The organism is Actinomadura sp. NTSP31 (assembly GCF_041951385.1).
Classification (GTDB): domain Bacteria; phylum Actinomycetota; class Actinomycetes; order Streptosporangiales; family Streptosporangiaceae; genus Spirillospora; species Spirillospora napierensis.
In genome coordinates this window covers 459,976-479,526 of the sequence record NZ_JBGNUT010000002.1, presented here as the reverse complement: position 1 = coordinate 479,526, position 19,551 = coordinate 459,976, and the positions used below count along the sequence as shown (strand labels likewise).

Annotated in this window: 19 protein-coding genes; 11 read left to right on the top strand and 8 right to left on the bottom strand. The window is 74.5% G+C overall.

Going from position 1 to position 19,551, the window contains the following annotated elements; all coding sequences use genetic code 11:
- Nucleotides 1–119 precede the first annotated feature (119 nt).
- Nucleotides 120–1,133: an alcohol dehydrogenase catalytic domain-containing protein gene (locus ACA514_RS04980; RefSeq protein WP_375039781.1), complete on the top strand. Its 1,014-nt coding sequence runs from the start codon at nt 120–122 to the stop codon at nt 1,131–1,133.
- Here the strand turns inward: ACA514_RS04980 and ACA514_RS04975 are convergent.
- A complete protein-coding gene (locus tag ACA514_RS04975) occupies nt 1,120–2,526 on the bottom strand; it encodes an amidase (RefSeq protein ID WP_375039780.1) in 1,407 nt (468 codons plus the stop codon). The genes ACA514_RS04980 and ACA514_RS04975 overlap by 14 nt on opposite strands.
- Nucleotides 2,527–2,531: 5 nt before the next feature.
- A complete protein-coding gene (locus ACA514_RS04970; protein WP_375039779.1) occupies nt 2,532–3,551 on the bottom strand; it encodes a D-2-hydroxyacid dehydrogenase in 1,020 nt (339 codons plus the stop codon).
- Between the two features lie 259 nt (nt 3,552–3,810).
- Between ACA514_RS04970 and ACA514_RS04965 the strand changes: the two genes are divergently transcribed.
- The 7 genes from ACA514_RS04965 (at nt 3,811) to ACA514_RS04935 (ending at nt 9,810) form a co-directional block, all read left to right on the top strand.
- Entirely contained in the window at nt 3,811–4,293 is a 483-nt protein-coding gene (locus tag ACA514_RS04965; RefSeq protein WP_375039844.1) for a DUF3830 family protein, read from the top strand.
- Between the two features lie 16 nt (nt 4,294–4,309).
- Nucleotides 4,310–5,071, top strand: coding sequence for an Asp/Glu racemase (locus tag ACA514_RS04960; RefSeq protein ID WP_375039778.1), 762 nt, complete (start codon nt 4,310–4,312; stop codon nt 5,069–5,071).
- A 51-nt stretch (nt 5,072–5,122) separates the two neighbouring features.
- On the top strand, nt 5,123–5,905 hold the full coding sequence (locus ACA514_RS04955; protein ID WP_375039777.1) for a maleate cis-trans isomerase: 783 nt from the start codon (nt 5,123–5,125) through the stop codon (nt 5,903–5,905).
- Between the two features lie 16 nt (nt 5,906–5,921).
- Nucleotides 5,922–6,581, top strand: a complete 660-nt coding sequence (locus tag ACA514_RS04950; protein WP_375039776.1) for a GntR family transcriptional regulator — start codon at nt 5,922–5,924, stop codon at nt 6,579–6,581.
- 69 nt (nt 6,582–6,650) lie between these two features.
- The gene (locus tag ACA514_RS04945) at nt 6,651–7,904 is read left to right on the top strand and encodes an aspartate aminotransferase family protein (protein ID WP_375039843.1); all 1,254 of its coding nucleotides are present in this window, start codon (nt 6,651–6,653) and stop codon (nt 7,902–7,904) included.
- A gap of 39 nt (nt 7,905–7,943) precedes the next feature.
- Nucleotides 7,944–8,636 (top strand): TetR/AcrR family transcriptional regulator, encoded by a 693-nt coding sequence (locus tag ACA514_RS04940; RefSeq protein WP_375039775.1) that lies wholly within the window; start codon nt 7,944–7,946, stop codon nt 8,634–8,636.
- A 34-nt stretch (nt 8,637–8,670) separates the two neighbouring features.
- The gene (locus ACA514_RS04935) at nt 8,671–9,810 is read left to right on the top strand and encodes an acyl-CoA dehydrogenase family protein (protein ID WP_375039774.1); all 1,140 of its coding nucleotides are present in this window, start codon (nt 8,671–8,673) and stop codon (nt 9,808–9,810) included.
- A 58-nt stretch (nt 9,811–9,868) separates the two neighbouring features.
- Here the strand turns inward: ACA514_RS04935 and ACA514_RS04930 are convergent, their stop codons facing one another.
- Nucleotides 9,869–10,726 carry an esterase/lipase family protein gene (locus ACA514_RS04930; RefSeq protein WP_375039773.1) on the bottom strand — a complete coding sequence of 286 codons (858 nt, stop codon included), beginning with the start codon at nt 10,724–10,726 and terminating at the stop codon, nt 9,869–9,871.
- Nucleotides 10,727–10,988: 262 nt separating this feature from the next.
- Nucleotides 10,989–11,648, bottom strand: a complete 660-nt coding sequence (locus ACA514_RS04925; RefSeq protein WP_375039772.1) for a TetR/AcrR family transcriptional regulator — start codon at nt 11,646–11,648, stop codon at nt 10,989–10,991.
- Between the two features lie 55 nt (nt 11,649–11,703).
- Here ACA514_RS04925 and ACA514_RS04920 point away from each other — a divergent pair, with 55 nt between their 5' ends.
- Complete coding sequence (locus ACA514_RS04920; RefSeq protein WP_375039771.1) at nt 11,704–13,146, top strand: MFS transporter; 1,443 nt, start codon at nt 11,704–11,706, stop codon at nt 13,144–13,146.
- Nucleotides 13,143–13,523, top strand: coding sequence for a cupin (locus tag ACA514_RS04915; RefSeq protein WP_375039770.1), 381 nt, complete (start codon nt 13,143–13,145; stop codon nt 13,521–13,523). The genes ACA514_RS04920 and ACA514_RS04915 overlap by 4 nt, the downstream gene beginning before the upstream one ends.
- Nucleotides 13,524–13,571: 48 nt before the next feature.
- Here the strand turns inward: ACA514_RS04915 and ACA514_RS04910 are convergent, their stop codons facing one another.
- Together ACA514_RS04910 and ACA514_RS04905 are read right to left on the bottom strand one after the other, a co-directional pair.
- On the bottom strand, nt 13,572–14,714 hold the full coding sequence (locus ACA514_RS04910) for a CaiB/BaiF CoA transferase family protein (protein WP_375039769.1): 1,143 nt from the start codon (nt 14,712–14,714) through the stop codon (nt 13,572–13,574).
- 88 nt (nt 14,715–14,802) lie between these two features.
- Complete coding sequence (locus ACA514_RS04905) at nt 14,803–16,317, bottom strand: hypothetical protein (protein WP_375039768.1); 1,515 nt, start codon at nt 16,315–16,317, stop codon at nt 14,803–14,805.
- Between the two features lie 378 nt (nt 16,318–16,695).
- Between ACA514_RS04905 and ACA514_RS04900 the strand changes: the two genes are divergently transcribed.
- The gene (locus ACA514_RS04900; RefSeq protein WP_375039767.1) at nt 16,696–18,363 is read left to right on the top strand and encodes a protein kinase; all 1,668 of its coding nucleotides are present in this window, start codon (nt 16,696–16,698) and stop codon (nt 18,361–18,363) included.
- A gap of 34 nt (nt 18,364–18,397) precedes the next feature.
- Here ACA514_RS04900 and ACA514_RS04895 read toward each other — a convergent pair whose 3' ends face one another.
- Nucleotides 18,398–19,348: a threonine/serine dehydratase gene (locus ACA514_RS04895; RefSeq protein WP_375039766.1), complete on the bottom strand. Its 951-nt coding sequence runs from the start codon at nt 19,346–19,348 to the stop codon at nt 18,398–18,400.
- Entirely contained in the window at nt 19,345–19,539 is a 195-nt protein-coding gene (locus ACA514_RS04890) for a hypothetical protein (RefSeq protein WP_375039765.1), read from the bottom strand. The genes ACA514_RS04895 and ACA514_RS04890 overlap by 4 nt, the downstream gene beginning before the upstream one ends.
- Nucleotides 19,540–19,551 lie beyond the last annotated feature (12 nt).

Sequence of the window (19,551 nt, the reverse complement as noted above, 5' to 3'; positions counted from 1 at the left end):
GGCTGACATGGGAAGACCGCGAGAAGACCCGATGCCGATATAGCGTCACTACAGAGTTGGGTATATCGTTGGTTTCAGCGGTCGGGATCGGCCGCTTCCGTCTACGAGAGGAGCGCGACATGCGCAGCGCCGTTCTCACCGAGCAGGGCAAGCCGCTGGAGGTCGTCGAGCGGGAGGTGCCGGAGCCGGGGCCGGGCGAGATCCTGGTCAAGGTCACCGCCTGCGGGATGTGCTTCTCCGAGGTCGGCCTGATGCAGGGGAACTACCCGTTCGCACGGTTCCCGACCGTGCCGGGGCACGAGATCAGCGGGGTCGTCGCCAAGCTCGGACCCGGCGTGCAGTGGCCCGAGCCCGGCACGCCGGTGGGCGGCCAGTGGATCTACGGCTCGTGCGGCCGCTGCGACCAGTGCGTGCGCGGCGACCAGATCCTGTGCACCGGCGCGCCGCGGCGCGTCACCGGCATCACCGACGACGGCGGCTACTCGGAGTACTACATCGCCCGCGCCGGGTTCGTCACCCCGCTCCCGGACGGCCTGGACCCGGTCGCGGCGGCACCGCTGATGTGCGCCGGGATCACCGCGTTCAACGGGCTGCGGCACGCGGGCGCGACGGCCGGGTCCCGCGTCGCGGTGCTCGGCACCGGCGGCGTCGGCGAGATGGTGATCCGGTTCGCGGCGGCGATGGGCGCCCGCGTCGCCGTGGTGTCCCGGTCGCGCCGCGCCGAGGACGAGGCGCGCCGGCGGGGCGCCGAGCTCTACGTCGCCGGCGACGAGCAGGACCCGGCCGACGCGCTGCGCGGCTGGGGCGGCGCCGACGTCATCGTCAACACCACGCCGAGCACCGCGCCCGCGCAGGCCGCGCTCGGCGGCGTCGCCCCGGACGGCACCCTGCTGATCCTCGGCGTCGGCGCCGAGAACCTCGCGGTGCCGCCCGGCGCGCTCGTGATGAACCGGGTGCGCGTGATGGGCAGCCCGTCGGGCTCCCCGCACGACCTGCGCGACACCCTGGCGTTCGCCGCCGCGCACGGGATCCTCCCCGACGTGACCCCGGTGACGCTGGACGAGGCGCCCGGCGTCCTCGGCACGATGGCCGAGGGCCGCCACCACGGCCGCTCCGTCATCACCTTCGGCTGAACCGCCTCCAGGGCCGCGCCTGCTCGAAGGCGCGGCAGGCGGCCATGACCAGGGCGTCGGCGTGCCGCGCGCCGACGACCTGGAGGCCGACCGGCAGGCCGTCCGCGGTGAACCCGCACGGCAGGTTCGCCGCGGGCTGCTGGGTCATGTTGAACGGGTAGGTGAACGGGGTCCAGGACGTCCAGCGCGGCGACGGCGACCCCGGCGGGACCTCGACGCCGGCCTCGAACGCGGCGATCGGCATGGTCGGGGTGAGCAGCAGGTCGTAGCGCTCGTGGAACAGGCCCATGATCCGGCCGAGCTCCATGCGGCGCGCGGTCGCGGTCAGGTACTCCAGCGCCGAGTACCGGGCGCCCTGCTCGCAGACGTCCCGCAGGCCGGGGTCGAGGCGGGCGCGCTGCTCGCCGGTGAGGTGCTCGACGACCTTCGCGGCGCCGGCGAACCAGAGCACCTCGAAGTCGGCGACCGGGTCACCGAACCCGGGGTCGGCCTGTTCGACCTTGGCGCCCAGCTCGGTGAACACCTCGGCCGCCGCCGCGACCGACGCGGCCACCTCCGGGTCGACCCGGGCGAACCCGAGGTCGGGGCTGAAGGCGACGCGCAGGCCGGTCAGGTCGTGCGGGCCCGGCCCGCCGGGCGCACCGCCGAACGGGGCGGCGGGCGGCGGCAGGGACGACCAGTCGCGGCCGTCGGCGCCGCACACCGCGTCCAGGAGAAGTTCGGCGTCCGCGACCGTGTTGGTCATCGGGCCGGTGTGCGCGAGCGTCCCGAACGGGCTGGCCGGATAGTGCGGGATCCGGCCGTAGGTCGGCTTGATGGTGAAGGTGCCGGTGAACGCGGCGGGGATGCGCACCGAGCCGCCGCCGTCGGTGCCGAGCGCGAGCGGCGCCATGCCCGCAGCGACGGCCGCCGCCGCGCCGCCGCTCGACCCGCCGGGCGTGCGGGAGGTGTCCCACGGGTTGCGGGTCACGCCGGTGAGCGGGTTGTCGGTGACGCCCTTCCACGCGAACTCCGGCGTGGTGGTCTTGCCGACGAAGACGGCGCCCTGCTCGCGCAGCCGCGCGACGGACGGGGCGTCCTCCTCCCACGGGCCGGCGGGGTCGATCGTCGTGGACCCGCGCAGCGTCGGCCAGCCGCGGGTGAGCAGCACGTCCTTGATCGAGACGGGCACGCCGTCGAGCGCGCCGAGCGTCTCGCCGCGCCGCCGGCGCTCGGCCGAGGCGCGCGCCATCTCCAGCGTGGTGTCCGGGTCGAGCAGGCAGAACGCGTTGAGGCCGGGGTCGTCCCGGTCGATCCGCGCGAGGACGGCCTCGGCGGCCTCGACGGGCGAGAGCGTTCCCGCCCGGTACGCCTCCAGCAGTTCGACGGCGGTCAGGTCGGCCGCGTCCGTCATGGCGGTTACCCCCTCGGTTCGGCGTACTGGACGGGTGCCCCCGGGCGCACGTAGCCCAGGCGCTTGTCGACGACGTTGCGCAGCTCGCGGCCGTGCACGAAGCGGTCGAGGTTGTCGGTGAACAGCCGGACGAGCTCGTCGCGCCAGCCGACGACGTCCCCCGACATGTGCGGCGAGACGATCACGTTGGGCAGGCCCCACAGCGGGGACGACGGCGCGAGCGGCTCGTCGGCGAACACGTCGAGCGCCGCGCCCGCGATGCGGCCGGCGCGCAGCGCGCCGGCCAGGTCGTCCTCGGCCACCAGCTGCCCGCGCCCGACGTTGATCAGCCGCGCGGCCGGGTTCATCCGGGCGAGCGCGGCGGCGTCGATCATCTCGCGCGTGTCCGGGGTGAGCGGCGCCGCGAGCACGACGTAGTCGGCCTCCTCCAGCGCGTCGTGCAGCCGTTCCATCGGGTGGACGACGCCGAGGTCGGGATCATCGGCGCGGGCGGTGCGGCCGGCGCCCGACACCCGCAGCCCGGCGGCGGACAGCCGGCGGGCGATGGCGCGGCCGATCGGGCCGGTCCCGGCGACGAGCGCGCGGGCGCCGGTGATCCGCTGGGTCTCGCGGTGCCGCCAGCGCCGCTCGTCCTGCAGCCGCACCGTGCCGGGCAAATCTTTGGCAAAGGCCAGCACCAGCCCGAGGACGTATTCGGCGATCGGCTCGTCGAAGACGCCTCGCGAGTTGGTGACGATGGTGTTGCCCTCGACCAGCGCCGGGAACAGCAGCCGGTCGACGCCGGCGCTGGCGATGTGCACCCAGCGCGGCCCGCCCTCGGGCGGCCACGCCGCCGCGAGGGCGTCCGACCAGAAGTCCCACATGAACAGCGCGTCGGCGCCGGGAAGGGCGTCCGCGAGCCGTGTTTCGCGCACCCGCACCACGTGCGCGAGGCGTTCGGCGGCCTGCATTCCGGGCGGCGGGACGTCCCCCTGGAGCACCACCACGCGGGGCGGCTCACCGGGCGCGTGCGGACCATGCTCCATCGGCGGTCACTTTCGGGGTTCGGGAATTTACGGGATGGCAACGCGGGAGGGCATTGACACGCTAGGAACGCTTCGTAGGATTGTCAACAATCAACGAGGTCGACGTACCAGGTGACCGCGCTGATCGTGCTGCAAGACCGTCGCAACCGTATAGCCCAAGGCCAGGACGGGTCCCAGAGCGCTCTAACGCAAGAGTCCTTTCGGGTGGCGACGCTCTCGCCCACCCCTGTCCACGGGGAGGTCCGGCATGCCCAAGCTCATGACCATCGCACTGGAGAAGCGCGGCGTGTCCTGCGTCGCCGAGCTCCTGGAGAAGGACGCGCCGCGGACCTGCGAGGCGGTATGGCGCGCCCTGCCCCTCGGCGGCGACGCCTACCACGCCAAGTACGCGCGCAACGAGGTCTACACGATGGTGGAGCGGTTCGCCGAGGAGGAGGTCGGGCTGGAGAACCCGACCGTGACACCGATCCCCGGCGACGTCGTGTACTTCTCCTTCCCGGGCGGCATGCTCGACCGGGCGTTCAAGGAGGAGAAGAACATCCACGGGCTGCCCGGCGTCATCGATCTGGCGATCTTCTACGGCCGCAACAACCTGCTGCTGAACGGGGACGTCGGCTGGGTGCCCGGCAACGTGTACGCGACGATCGTCGACGGGCTGGACCGGATGGCCGAGGCGTGCAACGACGTCTGGCGGTCCGGTGCCGTCGGCGAGCGCCTGGTCTACCGCCGGCACGAGTCCTAGAGCGGTGGCCGCGCAGATGACATTCGACCCCACGCTGGTCGTCGGGCCCGAGCTGGTCGCCCAGCAGGGCATCGGCGTGGTCGCGCCGTTCGACTTCGCGCTCGACCGCGAGCTGTGGCGGTGGACGCCCGACGACGTGTCCCTGTTCATGACCCGGCTGCCGTACGTGCCGGTGCCGGTCACCGTCGAGATGGCCTCGGCGCTGTCGGACCACTCGATCGTCCGGCAGGCGACCCGCGACGTGCTCTCCCCCGAGCCGCTCGCGGTCGCCTACGCCTGCGCGTCCGGCAGCTTCGTCCGCGGCAAGGCGGGCGAGCTGGCGCTGCACCGGACGATGGTCGGGGCGGGCGCGCCCGCCGCGGCCACCACCTCCGGCGCGCTGGTGGAGTCGCTGCGGCTGCTGGACACGAGCCGGATCGCGGTGGTGACGCCCTATATCGACGCGGTCACCGAACGGCTGGTCTCCTTCCTCGGCGAGTACGGCATCGAGGTGGTGTCGTCGGTCGGGATGGGGCTGCTCAGCCACATCTGGAAGGTCGGCTACGGCGAGATCGTCAGCGCGGTGTCGTCGGTGGACCGGCCGGAGGCCGAGGCGGTGTTCATCAGCTGCACCAACGTGCCGACCTACGACATCATCGCCCCGCTGGAGCAGATGATCGGCAAGCCGGTGCTCACCGCCAACCAGGTCACGATGTGCTCGGCGCTGCGCGCGATGGGCCGCTCGGCGGCCGGTGCCGGGCAGTCGCTGGTCCAGCTCAGCCGCCCGACCGCCGCCTGACCCGCCATGATCGGCAACGGCATGATCGATGAAGGTAGGATTGTCGACAACATGCAGCAGAACGGTCACGCCGCGGGGTTCCTCTACCCCGGCTACAGCGCCGAGGACGACTACCCCGCCATCGAGCGCGCCCTGCGGAGCTCAGGGGCGGGCGGCGTCAGCCTGCCGGTGGTGCACACGCTGATGCGCGAGGACGCGCACCGGGTGGACGCGCTGCTCGACATCGGCGGCGACGACGTGCTCGGTGACGGCGCCCGCGAGCTGCGCGCGATGGGCGTGCAGTCCGCCGTGTGGGCGTGCACGAGCGGCAGCTTCGTGTTCGGCTGGGACGGGGCCGCCGCGCAGGTCCGGGGCGTCCGGGACGCCGCGGGGGTCCCCGCCTCCAGCACGTCGTTCGCGTTCGTGCACGCGGCCCGCGCGCTCGGGCTGCGCCGGGTCGCCGTGGCCGCGACCTATCCGGCCGACGTCGCCGAGCGGTTCGGCGCGTTCCTCGGCCACGCCGGCATCGAGGTGGTGGCGCTGTCCTGCCGGGGCATCGTCACCGCCGCCGAGGTCGGCACCCTCGGCCGCGCGGAGGTCCTGTCCTTCGTCGCGGCCAACGACCATCCCGACGCCGAGGCGGTGCTGGTGCCCGACACCGCGCTGCACACCGTGTGCTGGCTCGACGAGCTGGAGGAGCGGGTCGGCAAGCCGGTGCTCACCGCCAACCAGGTGAGCGTGTGGGAGGGGCTGCGGCTCGCCGCGGGCCCGGCCGGGCTCGCGCCGCGCGCCGGCCTCGGCCGGCTGTTCGCCGCGCCCGCCCCGGCGCCGGGAGGAGATCCCTGGCAGCTATGACGAAAGGGGCCCGCCGATGGGCCGGTTGGGTGAGCTGGAACCCGTCCCGCGCAGGTCGACGGTCGAGATCGTGTCCGACGAGCTGCGCTCGGCGATCATGTACGGGGCGCTGGAGCCGGGCGCGCAGCTCGGCGAGGCGGAGCTGGCCGCGCGGCTCGGCATCAGCCGCGGCCCGCTGCGCGAGGCGATGCAGCGCCTCGTCCAGGAGGGGCTGCTGCTCAGCGAGCCGCACCGCGGCCTGTTCGTGATCAGCATGGACGAGGGCGACGTCGAGGACGTCTACCTCACCCGGCTGGCGATCGAGCGGTCCGCCTGCCGGCTGATCATGCAGCGGAACCGGGGTGAGGCGGTCGCCCGGCTCACCGAGGCCCTGGAGGCGCTGATCGACGCGGCGCGCGAGCGCGACCGGGTCGCGATGAGCGACGCCGACCAGGCGTTCCACGAGGTGCTGGTCAGCTCGTCCGGCAGCCCCCGGCTGGAGCGGATGGCGCACACGCTGCTGGTGGAGACGCGGATGTGCCTGAACGCGCTGCAGGACAAGTACCCCGAGCCCGCGGAGCTGGTCGAGGAGCACCGCCGCCTCGTGGACGCGATCGGGGACGGCGAGGAGGAGCGGCTGCTCCAGCTGATCGAGGAGCACATGACCGACTCCATCCAGCGGCTGCGCACCTCGTAGCGGCCGCCCTGGACAACCGGTCCCGAGGGACCTAGCGTGCAGATTGTCGACAATCTACCGGAGGACGCGATGGCTCAGCTCTCACCCCTGCTCAAGCAGGCCACCCCCGTCCTGGCCGAACGCGGCGAGGGCGTCCACCTCTACGACGCCGACGGCCGCCGCTACCTGGACTTCACCGCCGGCATCGGCGTCACGAACACCGGGCACTGCCATCCGCGCGTCGTGGAGGCGGCGCGGGAGCAGGTCGGCACGCTGATCCACGGCCAGTACACGACGGTGATGCACCGGCCGCTGCTCCGGCTGGTGGAGGCGCTCGGCGACGTCCTGCCGGACGGCCTGGACTCGCTGTTCTTCCTCAACAGCGGCAGCGAGGCGGTCGAGGCGTCCATCCGGCTCGCCCGGCACGCCACCGGGCGGCAGAACATCGTCGTCTTCCACGGCTCCTTCCACGGACGGACGATGGGCGCCGCCGCCCTCACCACCGCGGGCCCGAAGTTCCGCGCGGGTATCGGCCCGGTGATGCCGGGCGTCGCCGTCACGCCGTTCCCGCAGGCCTACCGGTACGGGTGGGACGAGGACGAGGCGACCCGCTTCGCGCTGCGCGAGCTGGACTACGCGCTCGCCACGTCCAGCCCGGCGTCCGACACCGCCGCGTTCGTCGTCGAGCCGGTGCTCGGCGAGGGCGGCTACATCCCGGCGCCGCCCGCCTTCCTCGAGGGGCTGCGCGAGCGCGCCGACCGGCACGGGATCCTGCTCGTCATGGACGAGGTGCAGACCGGATACGGCCGGACGGGCCGGTTCTGGGGCCACCAGCACTCGGCGGCCCGTCCCGACGTGCTCATCACCGCGAAGGGCCTGGCCAGCGGGTTCCCGCTGTCGGCCATCGCGGCGCCGGAGGCGCTGATGGAGAAGGCGTGGCCGGGCTCGCAGGGCGGCACCTACGGCGGCAACGCGGTCGCGTGCGCCGCCGCGCTCGCCACCCTGGAGGTCATCCGGGACGAGAACCTGGTGGAGAACGCCGCCGTGCTCGGCGCCCGGCTGAACGAGGGGCTGCGCGAGGTCGCGGCCGGCCGTCCGGAGATCGGCGACGTGCGCGGGCTCGGGCTGATGCAGGCCTGCGAGTTCACCGGGCCGGACGGCGGGCCCGACACGGCCGCCGCCCAGCGCGCCCAGCGCGCCGCCGCCGAGCACGGCCTGCTGCTGCTCACCTGCGGCGCGTTCGGCAACGTCGTCCGGATGATCCCGCCGCTGGTGGTGGACGCCTCCCAGGTCGACGACGCCCTGGCCCTGTGGTCCAAGGCCGTCGCCGACGCCCTCGGCTAGGCCCGCACCGAAGTAGCACGGACGTGCTATAAAAGGGGGATGCCGAAGATCGTCGATCCCGAGGCCCGCCGCCGCGAGGTGGCCGAGGCCGTCTTCCGCGTCGCCCGCCGGGACGGCCTGGAGCAGGCCTCGCTGCGCAACGTGGCGGCCGAGGCCGGCCTCGCCATCGGCTCCGTCCGGCACTACTTCGGCGGCCAGGCCGACATCATGATCTTCGCGATGCGGTACTTCGCCGAGCGGGCCGGCGAGCGGATGCGGCTGCGCGCGGGCCGGCTCGCCGTCCCCGACCCGGCGGCCCCGCCCGCCGAGCACGCCGCCGCGCTGGAGGCGCTGTTCGCCGAGCTGCTGCCGCTGGACGCAGGACGGCGCGAGGAGGCCGAGGTGTGGCTGGCGTTCGTCGTCGGCGCCCGCACCCGGCCCGAGCTGCGGCCGCTCGCCGGGGAGATGCACGGCGACCTGCGCTCGGCCGCCGCGAACGCGCTCCGGCACGCCCACCGGGCCGGCGCGCTGCGCCCCGGCCTGGACATCGAGGCCGAGGCGGCGCGGGTGCACGCGCTGGTGGACGGGCTGACCCTGCACGCCGTCCTGGAGCCGAAGAGCACCGGCCCGGAGGAGATGCGGACGGTGCTGCGCCGGCACGTCCGCGAGCTGACCGGCATCCCGGCCGGGGACCTGCCCGCGCCGCCCGGCCTGGACGACCTGCGCACCGGGGCGCGCCGCGGTGCCTGCTAGATTCCGAACCTCGTTCTAATCACGAGGAGGCGCGTTGAACCCCTGGCAGACCCCCGAGCGCGCGGCGCTGCGCGAGCTCGTCCGCGACTTCACGGCGCGGGAGATCGTCCCCTCGCTGCCGGAGTGGGAGGACGCCGGGGAGCTGCCCCGGTCCCTGCACCGCCGGGCCGCCGAGGCGGGCATCCTCGGCGCCGGGTTCCCCGAGGAGGCCGGCGGCTCGGGCGGCGAGCTGTTCGACGCGCTGATCGTCGCCGAGGAGATCATCCAGGCGGGCGGGTCCGGCGGGGTCGTGGCGTCCCTGTTCACGCACGGCATCGCACTCCCCCACCTCATCGCCTCCGGTGACAAGGACCTGATCGACCGGTTCGCGCGGCCCGTCCTGGCGGGCGAGAAGATCGGCGCGCTCGGCGTCACCGAGCCCGGCACCGGATCCGACGTGGCGGGCATCCGCACCACCGCCGTCCGCGACGGCGACTCCTACGTCGTCAACGGCGCCAAGATGTTCATCACCTCCGGCGTGCGGGCCGACTTCGTCACCACCGCCGTCCGCACCGGTGAGCCCGGCTTCGGCGGGATCTCGCTCATCGTCATCGAGAAGGGGACGCCCGGCTTCACCGTCTCCAAGGCGCTGCGCAAGATGGGGTGGCAGTGCTCCGACACCGCCGAGCTCGCCTTCGCCGACGTCCGGGTGCCCGCCGCGAACCTGATCGGCGAGGAGAACGGCGGGTTCCTGCAGATCGTGCAGAACTTCGTCACCGAACGGCTCTCGCTGGCCGTCCAGGCGTACGCGACCGCGCAGCGCTGCCTCGACCTCACCCTGCAGTGGATCCGGGACCGCGAGACGTTCGGCCGGCCGCTGTCGTCCCGGCAGCTCGTCCGGCACAAGGTCGCCGAAATGGCGCGGCAGGTGGACGTGGCGCGCGCCTACACCCGCTCGGTCGCCGAACGGCACGCCGCCGGCGAGGACGTCCTCACCGAGACCGCGTACGCGAAGAACACCGCCGTCTACGCGTGCGAGCACGTCGTCCATGAGGCCGTCCAATTGCACGGCGGAATGGGGTACATGCGGGAATCGGAAGTGGAGCGCCATTACCGCGACGCCCGCATTCTCGGCATCGGCGGCGGCACTAACGAGATCATGAACGAGATCGTCGGCAAACGGCTCGGGCTCTAGCACGGAACGGCGCCCGGCGGCGAAAGGGGTCCCGCCGGGCGCCGCTTCTCCGGAAAGGTCAGCCGAGCGGGTTGCCGCAGTCGATGGGCCAGTACGGGCCCCAGATGTCGAGCGAGTTCTCCACGAACTTGATCATGACCGGGTCGAAGGCGATGCCGACGTGCGCGTTGGTGTCGTTCGGGCACTTGTCCTGCAGCAGCACGTTCTGCGCGTTGGAGCCGTTCAGGAACTCCGAGGTGTAGGGCGTGACGACCTCGTCGTACTTGGTCGACAGCACGATGTACTGCGGGCCCGGCACGGTGTCGCCGCCGGCGTTCAGCTTCTTCAGGAAGTCGGAGTCGGTGATCTGCTCCCCCGCCGACGGCGCGGCCTTCACCACGGCCTGCGTGATGCCGAGCAGGCTGCCGAGCTCCACCAGCCCGTCCAGGTTCGTCCCGTGGTTGGAGGGGACGATGCCGATGAGCTTGTTGACCTTCGCCGCGCCGCCCAGGAACTTCAGGTAGTAGCGGGGCATCATCCCGCCCTGCGAATGGCCGACCATGTCGACCTTGGACGCGCCGGTCGAGGCCAGCACCTTGTCGACGAACGTCGCGAGCTGGCCCGCCGACTCCGCGATCTCGCCGGTCCCCTGGATCGGGGCGTCCTTCGCGCCGCCGTAGTTGAGCGCGTAGACGCAGTATCCGGCCTTCTTCAGCGCGGGCGAGAGCTTCTGCCAGTTGAACGCCATGTTCTCGAACGTGCCGTGCACCAGCACCACCGGGCGGGGGTGCAGGAACGACGGCTTGCAGTTCCAGTCGTTGGCGCCGTCCGGGCTCGTCTCCGCGTGGGCCGCGGGCGCGACCACGGAGGTCAGCCCGATGGCGGTGGGGATCGCCGCGGCGATGACGGCCCAGGACTTGAGTCGCCTGAAACGCATGGTCATCTCCCTAAAGCGGGCACGCCGAAAAGCGCCGGGAACCCGTGCAGCGGTAATGCGGGATCCGGCCGCGAATCGTCGTGGGTCGGGGGTGGGATCTGGGGGTGGTGCGGCGCCGCGTGATCACCTGAGGTGCTGACAAGGTACGGCGGCTTTACCGCTCGGTCTTGTAGCAAGACTCGCCAGTTGCCCCGAGGGAATTGTCAGGCGACTCACAATCGGGGCCGCGCGCACGCGTCCCGACCTGCGGTCCGGCGCCTCGCTACGGTGCGCCGACGAGCCCGTCCACCAGCGCGCGGAGGCCGTCGGCGTAGGTGTCCTGCGCGGTCAGCGCCGTCCAGCGGTCCGCGACTTGCGCGAGGCGGGGCAGTTCGGCGGGGTCGATGCCGGCGAACACCCGCTCGCGGTAGGTGGGGCGCTCGTCGCCGGCCCGGCGCCGCGCCGCCGCGGCCCGCACGATGATCTCCCCGGCGGTGTAATACCAGATCGCCCGGTACCCGTGCACGGCCCGCTCGGGGCTCAGCCCGCAGTCCTCCAGGCCGCCCAGGATCTGCTCGACGAACCACAGCGCGGAGCGCGACAGCAGGTCGTCGGCGGTGAGCACCTCCGCGATCCAGGGGCAGGCGGCGAGCGTCCCGCGGATCGCGGTCGCCGCCGCCACGACGCGCTCGCGGGGGTCGGCGGGCAGCTCGGGCTCGCGCGCCATCCGCTCGGCGTAGTCGTCCAGCAGCAGGACGAGCAGCTGCTCCTTGTCGCGGACGTGGTGGTACAGCGCCATCGGCGTGCTGCCGACCTCCTTGGCCAGCCGCCGCATCGTCAGCCGGTCGACGCCCTCCTCGTCCACGATCCGGCGCGCGGTCTCGACGATCTCGGCGCGGGAGATCCGGGGCGGCCTGCCCCGCTGGGCGGACGGTTGCGGCATGCCCCCCATCATCGCGGACTCGACAGCCGGGGCCGCCGCCGGTTAGTTTTTATACATGTATAAAAAAGAACGGGCGCGCCCCGGGGCGGTGCTGGCGGCGGCCTGCGTCGCCCAGTTCGTCTTCGCGCTGGACATGGCGGTGATGAACGTCGCACTCCCGGCGATCCGGACCGCCCTCGGCTTCGCACCGGTCGACCTGTCCTGGGTCGTCCACGCCTACGCACTCGCCTTCGGCGGGTTCCTGCTGCTCGGCGGCCGGGCCTGCGACCTGTACGGACGGCGCCGGATGTTCGTCCTCGGCCTGCTCGTGTTCGGGCTGTGCTCGCTCGCCGGCGGGCTCGCCCAGGCGCCGTGGCAGCTCGTCGCGGCGCGCGCCGGCCAGGGCCTCGGCGCCGCCGCGGCGGCACCGGCCTCGCTGGCCCTGCTGACCACCACGTTCACCGAAGGCCGCGCGCGCGTGCGCGCCCTCGGCGTGTGGAGCGCGATGAACGCGGCGGGCGGCGCCCTCGGCGTGCTCGCGGGCGGCGTGCTCACCGAGTACGCGGGCTGGCGCTGGGTGATGCTGGTCAACCTGCCCTTCGTCGCGCTCACCCTCGCGTTCGTCCCGGCGGGCGTGGCCGCCCCCGCGCGCACGGGCCCGCGCGAGCGGATGGACGTCCCCGGCGCGGTGCTGGCGACCGCCGGGTTCGGGCTGCTGGTCTTCGGCGTGGTGCGCACCGACGCCGTCGGCTGGACGGCCCCGGCGACCCTCGCCTGCCTCGGCGCCGCCGCCCTGCTCCTCGCCGCCTTCGTCGCCGTGGAGGCCCGGGTCCGCGCGCCGATCGTCCGGCTCGGCCTGCTGCGCGGCCGGTGGGTGGCGGGCGCGAACCTGATCGTCTTCCTGGCGGCGGCGGGCCAGTTCGCCGCGTTCTACTTCGTCTCCCTCTACATGCAGCAGGTGCTGCACATGGGCGCCGCGGAGACCGGCCTGGCCTTCCTGCCCTTCTCGGCGGGCGTCGTGCTCGGCACGCTGCTCGCGACCCGGGTCGCCGGGAACCGCTCGCCCCGCGCGGCGCTGGTGCCGGGCAGCCTGCTCGCCGCCGCGGGCCTGGCCTGGTTCACCCGGATCAGCCCGGACGGCGGCTTCGTCACCGACGTGCTCGGCCCGTCGGTGGTCGGCAGCGTCGGCATCGGGCTCGTGCTCGCCCCGGTCGCCGCCGCGGCGACCACCGGGGTCGCGGCGCGGGAGGCCGGGACGGCCTCGGGGCTGCTCAACAGCTCCCGCCAGCTCGGCGGCTGCGTCGGCCTGGCCGCCCTCGCCACGGTCGCCGCCCACCGCACCGGCGACGCGACGTCCCCGTCCGCCCTGAACGGCGGTTACGCGCTGAGCCTCACCGTCTCAGCGGCCCTGTTCGTGCTGGCCGCGCTCGTCGCGCTGGCACTCCCCCACCGACGGAAGGCCGCGCCCGTACCGTCCGCCGCTCCGGCGGAGAACCGACTGGAAGGAACACCGTCATGACGCAGCCGATCGAGATGTTCGCCCTCGCCCTCAACTTCTACCCCGACGGCGGGGTGAACAGCGCCGTGCGCCGCATGACCACCGACGACGGCGGCTGGCAGGTGGCGGCGTTCCACGTCGAGACCGACGCGGACGTCCACTCCGACCACTGGGAGGTGCACCCGGCGGCCGAGGAGGCGGTCTGCTGCCTGGCCGGCGGCGGGTTCCGCATGTACTTCCAGCCCGAGGAGCCCGGCGGCGAGGAGGAGATGGTCCGGCTCCCGGCGGGCAGCGCGGTGATCGTGCCCCGGGGCCGCTGGCACCGCCTGGAACTGGACGGCCCGAGCGACGTCATGTCCATCACGCTGCGGCGCGGCTCCCGACAGGAAAGGCGCTGACGCGCGAAGGCGCCCGGCGGGTTTCCCGCCGGGCGCCCTTCGCGGGTGTCAGGCCTGGGCGACGGCACCGTCGGCGAGGAGGGCGTCGACGTCCTCGAACCCGAGGTCCTCCAGGACGGCGCGGGTCTGGCCGCCGGGCAGGACGGGCAGGCCGTCGGTGTCGGTGGCGGTGCGGGAGAAGCGCGGCGCGGGAGCGGGCTGGCGGTGGCCAGAGCGCTCGGGGAACACGTCGCGGGCGGTGTTGAAGGGGTGCTCCTTGGCCTCGTTCATCGACAGGACGGGCGCCACGCACGCGTCGCTGGGCACGAAAACCTCGGTCCACTCGTCGCGGGTCTTCGCCTTGAACGCGGCGGCGAAGCGCTCGCGCAGCTCGGGCCAGCCGGCGCGGTCCTGCTGGTCGGGCAGGCCCTCGGTGTCGATGCCGAGGCGGCGGACGAACTCGGCGTAGAACTGCGGCTCGATCGCGCCGACCGCCATGTGCCCGCCGTCGGCGGTCTCGTACACGTCGTACCAGGGGGCGCCGGTGTCGAGGAAGTTGACGCCGCGCTGGTCCTGCCACATGCCGCCGGCGAGGAAGCCGTGGATGAAGGTGGACAGGTGGGCGGCGCCGTCCACGATCGCGGTGTCGACGACCTGGCCGCGTCCGCTGGTCTTGGCCTCCAGGAGGGCGGCGAGGACGCCGACGACGAGGTACATGCTGCCGCCGGCGAAGTCGCCGAGCAGGTTCAGCGGCACCTGCGGGGGGCCGCCGGCGCGGCCGATGGCGTGCAGGGCGCCGGTGATGGCGATGTAGCCGATGTCGTGGCCGGCGGTCTGCGCGAGCGGGCCCTCCTGGCCCCAGCCGGTCATGCGGCCGTAGACGAGGCGGGGGTTGCGGGCGAGGCAGTCGTCCGGGCCGAGGCCGAGGCGCTCGGTGACGCCGGGCCGGAAGCCCTCGAGCAGGATGTCGGACTTCTCGGCGAGGCGGAGCACGACCTCCTTGCCCTTCTCGCTCTTGAGGTCGACGCCGATCGACCGCTTGCCGCGGTTGCTGAAGTCGGTGCCGCCGGCGGCCTCGCCGCGCACCGCGGAGGCGCGGTCGACGCGGATCACCTCGGCGCCGAGGTCGGCCAGCAGCATCGCGGCGAACGGCCCGGGCCCGATCCCGGCCAGCTCGATCACCCGTACTCCGGAGAGCGGCCCCTTGCCCATCTGCGACCCCTTTCGGCCCGACACCCTGAATCCCGTTCGGTAACCCTAGTGTGCCCGACCGGAGTAAGTGGCTTCTGACCGGCCCCGTTCAGCGGGGCGCGGCGGTGAGGGCGACCGGGGCGCCGGGGCGGCGCTCCGGCGGGGCGACGAGCAGCCGGTGCGCGACCGCGGGCGTGCCGATCGGCCCCCGCGCGCGCGGCACGAGCCCGGCTCCGGCGGCGGCGAGGTAGTACCAGCGGCCGGACGGGGCCTGCCACCAGGTGCCGGCCACCGGGCGCCGGGCGTCGCAGGCGCCGGTGGCGTAGGCCTTGCGGGCGAGGAGCGCGGACGTGCCGTCCGCAGCGCCGTCCGCGTAGGCGGTGCGGGTGCAGAACCAGTCGGCGGACGCGCCGCCGTGCGGGAGCGTCCCGGACCAGAAGTTCCAGGCCATCGCGCCGGTGACCGGCCGATGCCGCGCCGGTCCGAGGCAGCCGAGGCGGCTCCATGCTTTCAGCGCGCCGGGGCCGAGGCGGGCGGGCGGGGACGGGCGTCCGGACGGCTCGTAGGCGGGCGAGTGGAAGGTGAGGACGGCGGCGCGCGCGCCGCCGAGGTCGCCGAACGTGCGGTCGCCGAGGTGGAACAGCGGGCCCCGGCCGCAGGGCGTGCGGGCGGGCGCGGGCGCGACGACGCCGTCCCGGACGGGCAGGCCGGTGCCGTCCAGGGCCCGGGGCGCGGGGTTCCCGGGGGCGAGGAGGTAGCGTCCGCCGCCGAGGGCGATCGGGGCGGACGGGTCGGTGCCGGCGGTGGCGACGTCCAGGCCGGCGGCGGTGTAGCGGGCGATGCGGTCGCCGCGCCGCATCAGCGCGAGCGGCGCGCCGCCGGCGCGGCCGGCGTAGAGCAGCTGGGCGGTGCGGCCGCCGGGCTCGCGGTCGCCCTTGGCGGCGGCCCATGCGGCGGCGGCGCGGTCGAGGAACGCCCGGTCGCCGGTGAGGTCGCCGCGCGCGGGCCAGGCGTCGAGGGTGCGCGCCCCGCCGGCCCGGGCGGACGGCGCCGCCGGGACGAGCCGCAGGTCGCGGACGGCGGCGGGGCGGGTGCCGCCGGGGCCGCTCGAACCGGTGTGGGCCAGGACGGCGACCAGCCCGGCGGTGAGGACGGCGGCGGTCGCCAGCGGCAGCACGGACCGGGTCCGGACGGGCCGCAGGTGCGCGGGGTCGAAGCGCTCGGCGCGGCGCGGGACGGGGATCGCCACGGCACAGGCGGCGTCGATGACCGCCCACGGGTCGCGCACCCGCAGCTCCCGGAGCTGGTCGCGGACGGCGTACTTGGGCAGGCCCTCGATGCGCAGCAGCACGTAGGCGACGCGGACGTGCGGGTCGAGCTCGGCGAGCGCGGCGGTCAGCGCCGGGTCGGGCAGCCGCGCGGGCAGCGCGCGCAGCCAGGGGCCGAGGCCGATCTGCAGCCGGCGGGAGGGGCGCAGCGCCCGGCGCAGCACGCGGGTGCGGCGGCGGGCGAGGCCGGGCGCGGTGCGGTCGCGGGGCCCGCGGGCGGTGCCGTCCACGATCCGGCGGGCGATCGCCAGCCGGTAGACGCGCTTCCCGCGGCCCGGCAGAACGAAATACGCCATCCGGACGAGATTTCCGTAATCCGATTTCGCGGGCGGCGATTCCCGCACCCGGCTCGCAATGACATCCTCCGTCACGGCGGGCTGCTCCCCCTTCTCCTGACGCGGCGTTCCTCGCATCGCGAAGACCGAGGTTAGGCGGCACCGCCGCGCGGTGGAGCGGAATTGGGGCAACGATGAGGAAGGCCAAAAGAAATGTCGCGCCATTTCGGTACGGAAGCGGCGAGAGGCGGGCGCGCGCGGGCGCGGTGACGCGAGACCACCCGCGCCCGATTCGTCCCCGTACTACGCTGTTGGCCTCCGGGGACTCCCCGGCCGCCGCTCGCGCCCCCGCCGCGATGGTGCGCACCACCGGACGAGCAGGAGAAGGACCCCCCGCCCATGACCGAGGACGTCCCGGGCTACCGCGTGCTGGAGCAGGTCGGCGAGGGCGGCTTCAGCGTGGTCTACCGCGCGCACCAGGAGCGGCTGGACCGGATGGTGGCGCTGAAGGTGCTGTCGATCAGCTCGGTCGACGACGCCGCGATGCGCCGCTTCCAGCGCGAATGCAAGATCACCGGACGGCTGTCGGGGCATCCGAACATCGTGACCGTGCTGGACACCGGGACGGCCCGCTCCGGCCGCCCCTACATCGCGATGGAGTACTTCGAGCACGGCGCGCTCACCGACCGGCTCGCGCGGGAGGGGCCGCTGCCGGTCGCCGAGACGCTGCGGATCGGGGTGAAGATGGCGGGCGCCCTGGCCGCCACGCACGAGACCGACGTGCTGCACCGCGACGTCAAGCCGCAGAACGTGCTGGTCTCCCGGTACGGGGAGCCGGCGCTGGCCGACTTCGGCATCGCCCGGCTGGTCGACTCGTTCGACGCCACGCACACCCAGGCGTTCACCCCGCACCACGCCGCGCCGGAGGTGCTGGAGGGAAGGCCGCCCGGGGTCGGCGCCGACATCTACTCGCTCGGCTCGACGCTGTACCAGCTGCTGGCCGGGCGCCCGGCGTTCAAGGGGCCGCCCGGCGAGGGCATCGCGCCGCTGATGCTGCGGATCCTGAACGACCCGCCCCCGCCGATCCCGCGCCCGGACGTGCCTCCGGCGGTCGCCGAGGTCATCGGCCGCGCGATGGCGAAGGCGCCCGAGCACCGCCACGGCTCGGCGGTGGAGTTCGCGCAGGCGCTGCAGCAGGTGCAGGGCGAGCTGGGGCTGCCGATGACGGACGTGGCGGCCACCGGCGTGTCGGTCCTGCCGCAGCCGACCGGTTCGCGGTCCGCGCTGCCGCTGCAGGACTCCTCGTCGTCCGGCTCGCATCCGTCCCGGTTGTCCTTCCCGGAGCGTTCGGGCCCTCCGCCGGTGCCGGACTGGGCGCCGACCACCCCGGAACCGCCCGCCGAGTCTCCGGCGCCGCCGTCCCCGCCTCCCGCCGCCGCGTGGCCGGCCGGCGGGCGGGAGACCACCGGCCCCCAGCCGAACGGCTCGGCCACGTCACCGCACACCGCGCCCGCGCCGCCACCGCAGGACCTCCCGGCGGGACCGCCGCAGAACGGCCCCCGCCGTGGGCTGATCATCGCGGCGGCGGTGGCGCTGGCCGGCGGCGCGGCGCTGGGCGTCGGCGCGCTCGCCCTGTCCGGTCAAGGCGACGGCGGGGACCCGCCCGCTCCGAACGAGACGACGAGCGGCCCGCCGCCCGCCGCGCCGGGGCAGCAGGGCGCGGGGCAGCAGGGCGCGGGCGCGGAGCAGCCGCCGACCGCCGCGCAGCTGAACGCCGCCCGTCCCCGCCGCCTGGCCGTGCGGCCGGCCGGCCGCACGGCGGTGCTCACCTGGACGCTGCCGGAGGCGGCACGCGGGCTGCCGCTGCTCGTCCGGCGGCAGCCGGCCGGGACCGCCGCGGTCCAGTCGGCCCCGGCGAACGCGCGGTCCTTCACCGTGCCCGGCCTGCGGCCGAAGGCCCGCTACTGCTTCAAGGTCGGCGCGGTCGTGCGGCTCCGCCAGGGCAAGGCCCCGGACGTGGCGTGGTCGCAACCCGTGTGCGTCCACGGTCCGCGCACCGCGCCGTAGCGGCTCCGGACGGGCGGCGACGAGGTCCCGGATCTCAGGCGTTCGCCAGGACGTCCACGTACGTCGGGACCGTGATGTTGCGGCCGGACACCACCACGACCGGACGCCCGGTGACCTCGACCTTCCCGGCCAGCACCGCGGCGACGCCCGCCGCGCCCGCGCCCTCGGCGACCAGGCCGTGCTCGGCGTGCAGCCAGCGCAGCGCGGCGCGGATCTCCGCGTCGGTGACGGCGGTGAGCACCGCGCCGGGCCCGATCACCTCCGGCGTCACGCAGCCGGCCTCCAGGTTGCCGGGCAGCCCGTCGGCGAACGTCTCGCCGACCTCCACCTCGACGACGCGCCCGGCCTGCACCGACGCCGACACGCCGCGCGACACCGCCGACTCCACGCCGACGACCCGCACGTCGCCGCGTCCGCGCGCCCACAGGCTGAGCCCGGCGAGCAGCCCGCCGCCGCCCACCGGCGCGATCACGGTGAGCGGCCCGCCGAGCTCCCCGTCCAGCTGCGCGTCCAGCTCCCGGCCGATGGTGCCCTGCCCGGCGATGACCGCCGGGTCGTTGTAGGGCGAGACGTAGCGGCCGGGCAGCGTCAGCGCGTGCGCCTCCGCCTCGTCATAGGTGTCGCCGTGCTGGACGAGCCGGACCGGATAGGCACCGATCCTGTCCACCTTCACCCGCGACGCGCGCGTCGACACGACCACGGTCACGTCCGCGCCGCACCGCGCCGCCGCGTACCCCATGCCGAGGCCGTGGTTGCCCGCGCTCGCGGTGACGGCCGGCTCCCCGTCCGGCAGCGCCGCCACGGCCGCGAGCCCGCCGCGCACCTTGAACGACCCGGTCGGCTGGAGGGTCTCCAGCTTCAGCAGCGCGCCGGGCGCGAGCCCGGACGCCACGACCGGCGTCGGCGCGAGCACCCCGGACACGGCCTCCCACGCGAGTTCCAGGTCGACCGCACCGGGCACACGGACCCGCCGCACCGGCGTCACGACCCGTCTCCGGCCGCCCGGTCTCCCGCTGCTTGGTCCAGCCGCTCGTGCAGCCGGCTCCGGATCTCCTCCGGCGTGTAGGCGCGGCGCCGCCGCTCGGAGCGCACGACCACCGCCCCCGTCGCCGCCACGCCGAGGAACCCCGCGATGCCCAGCGCCTTCCACAGGCCGGCCCTTCTCCACCACCGCATGCGGCTACGGTA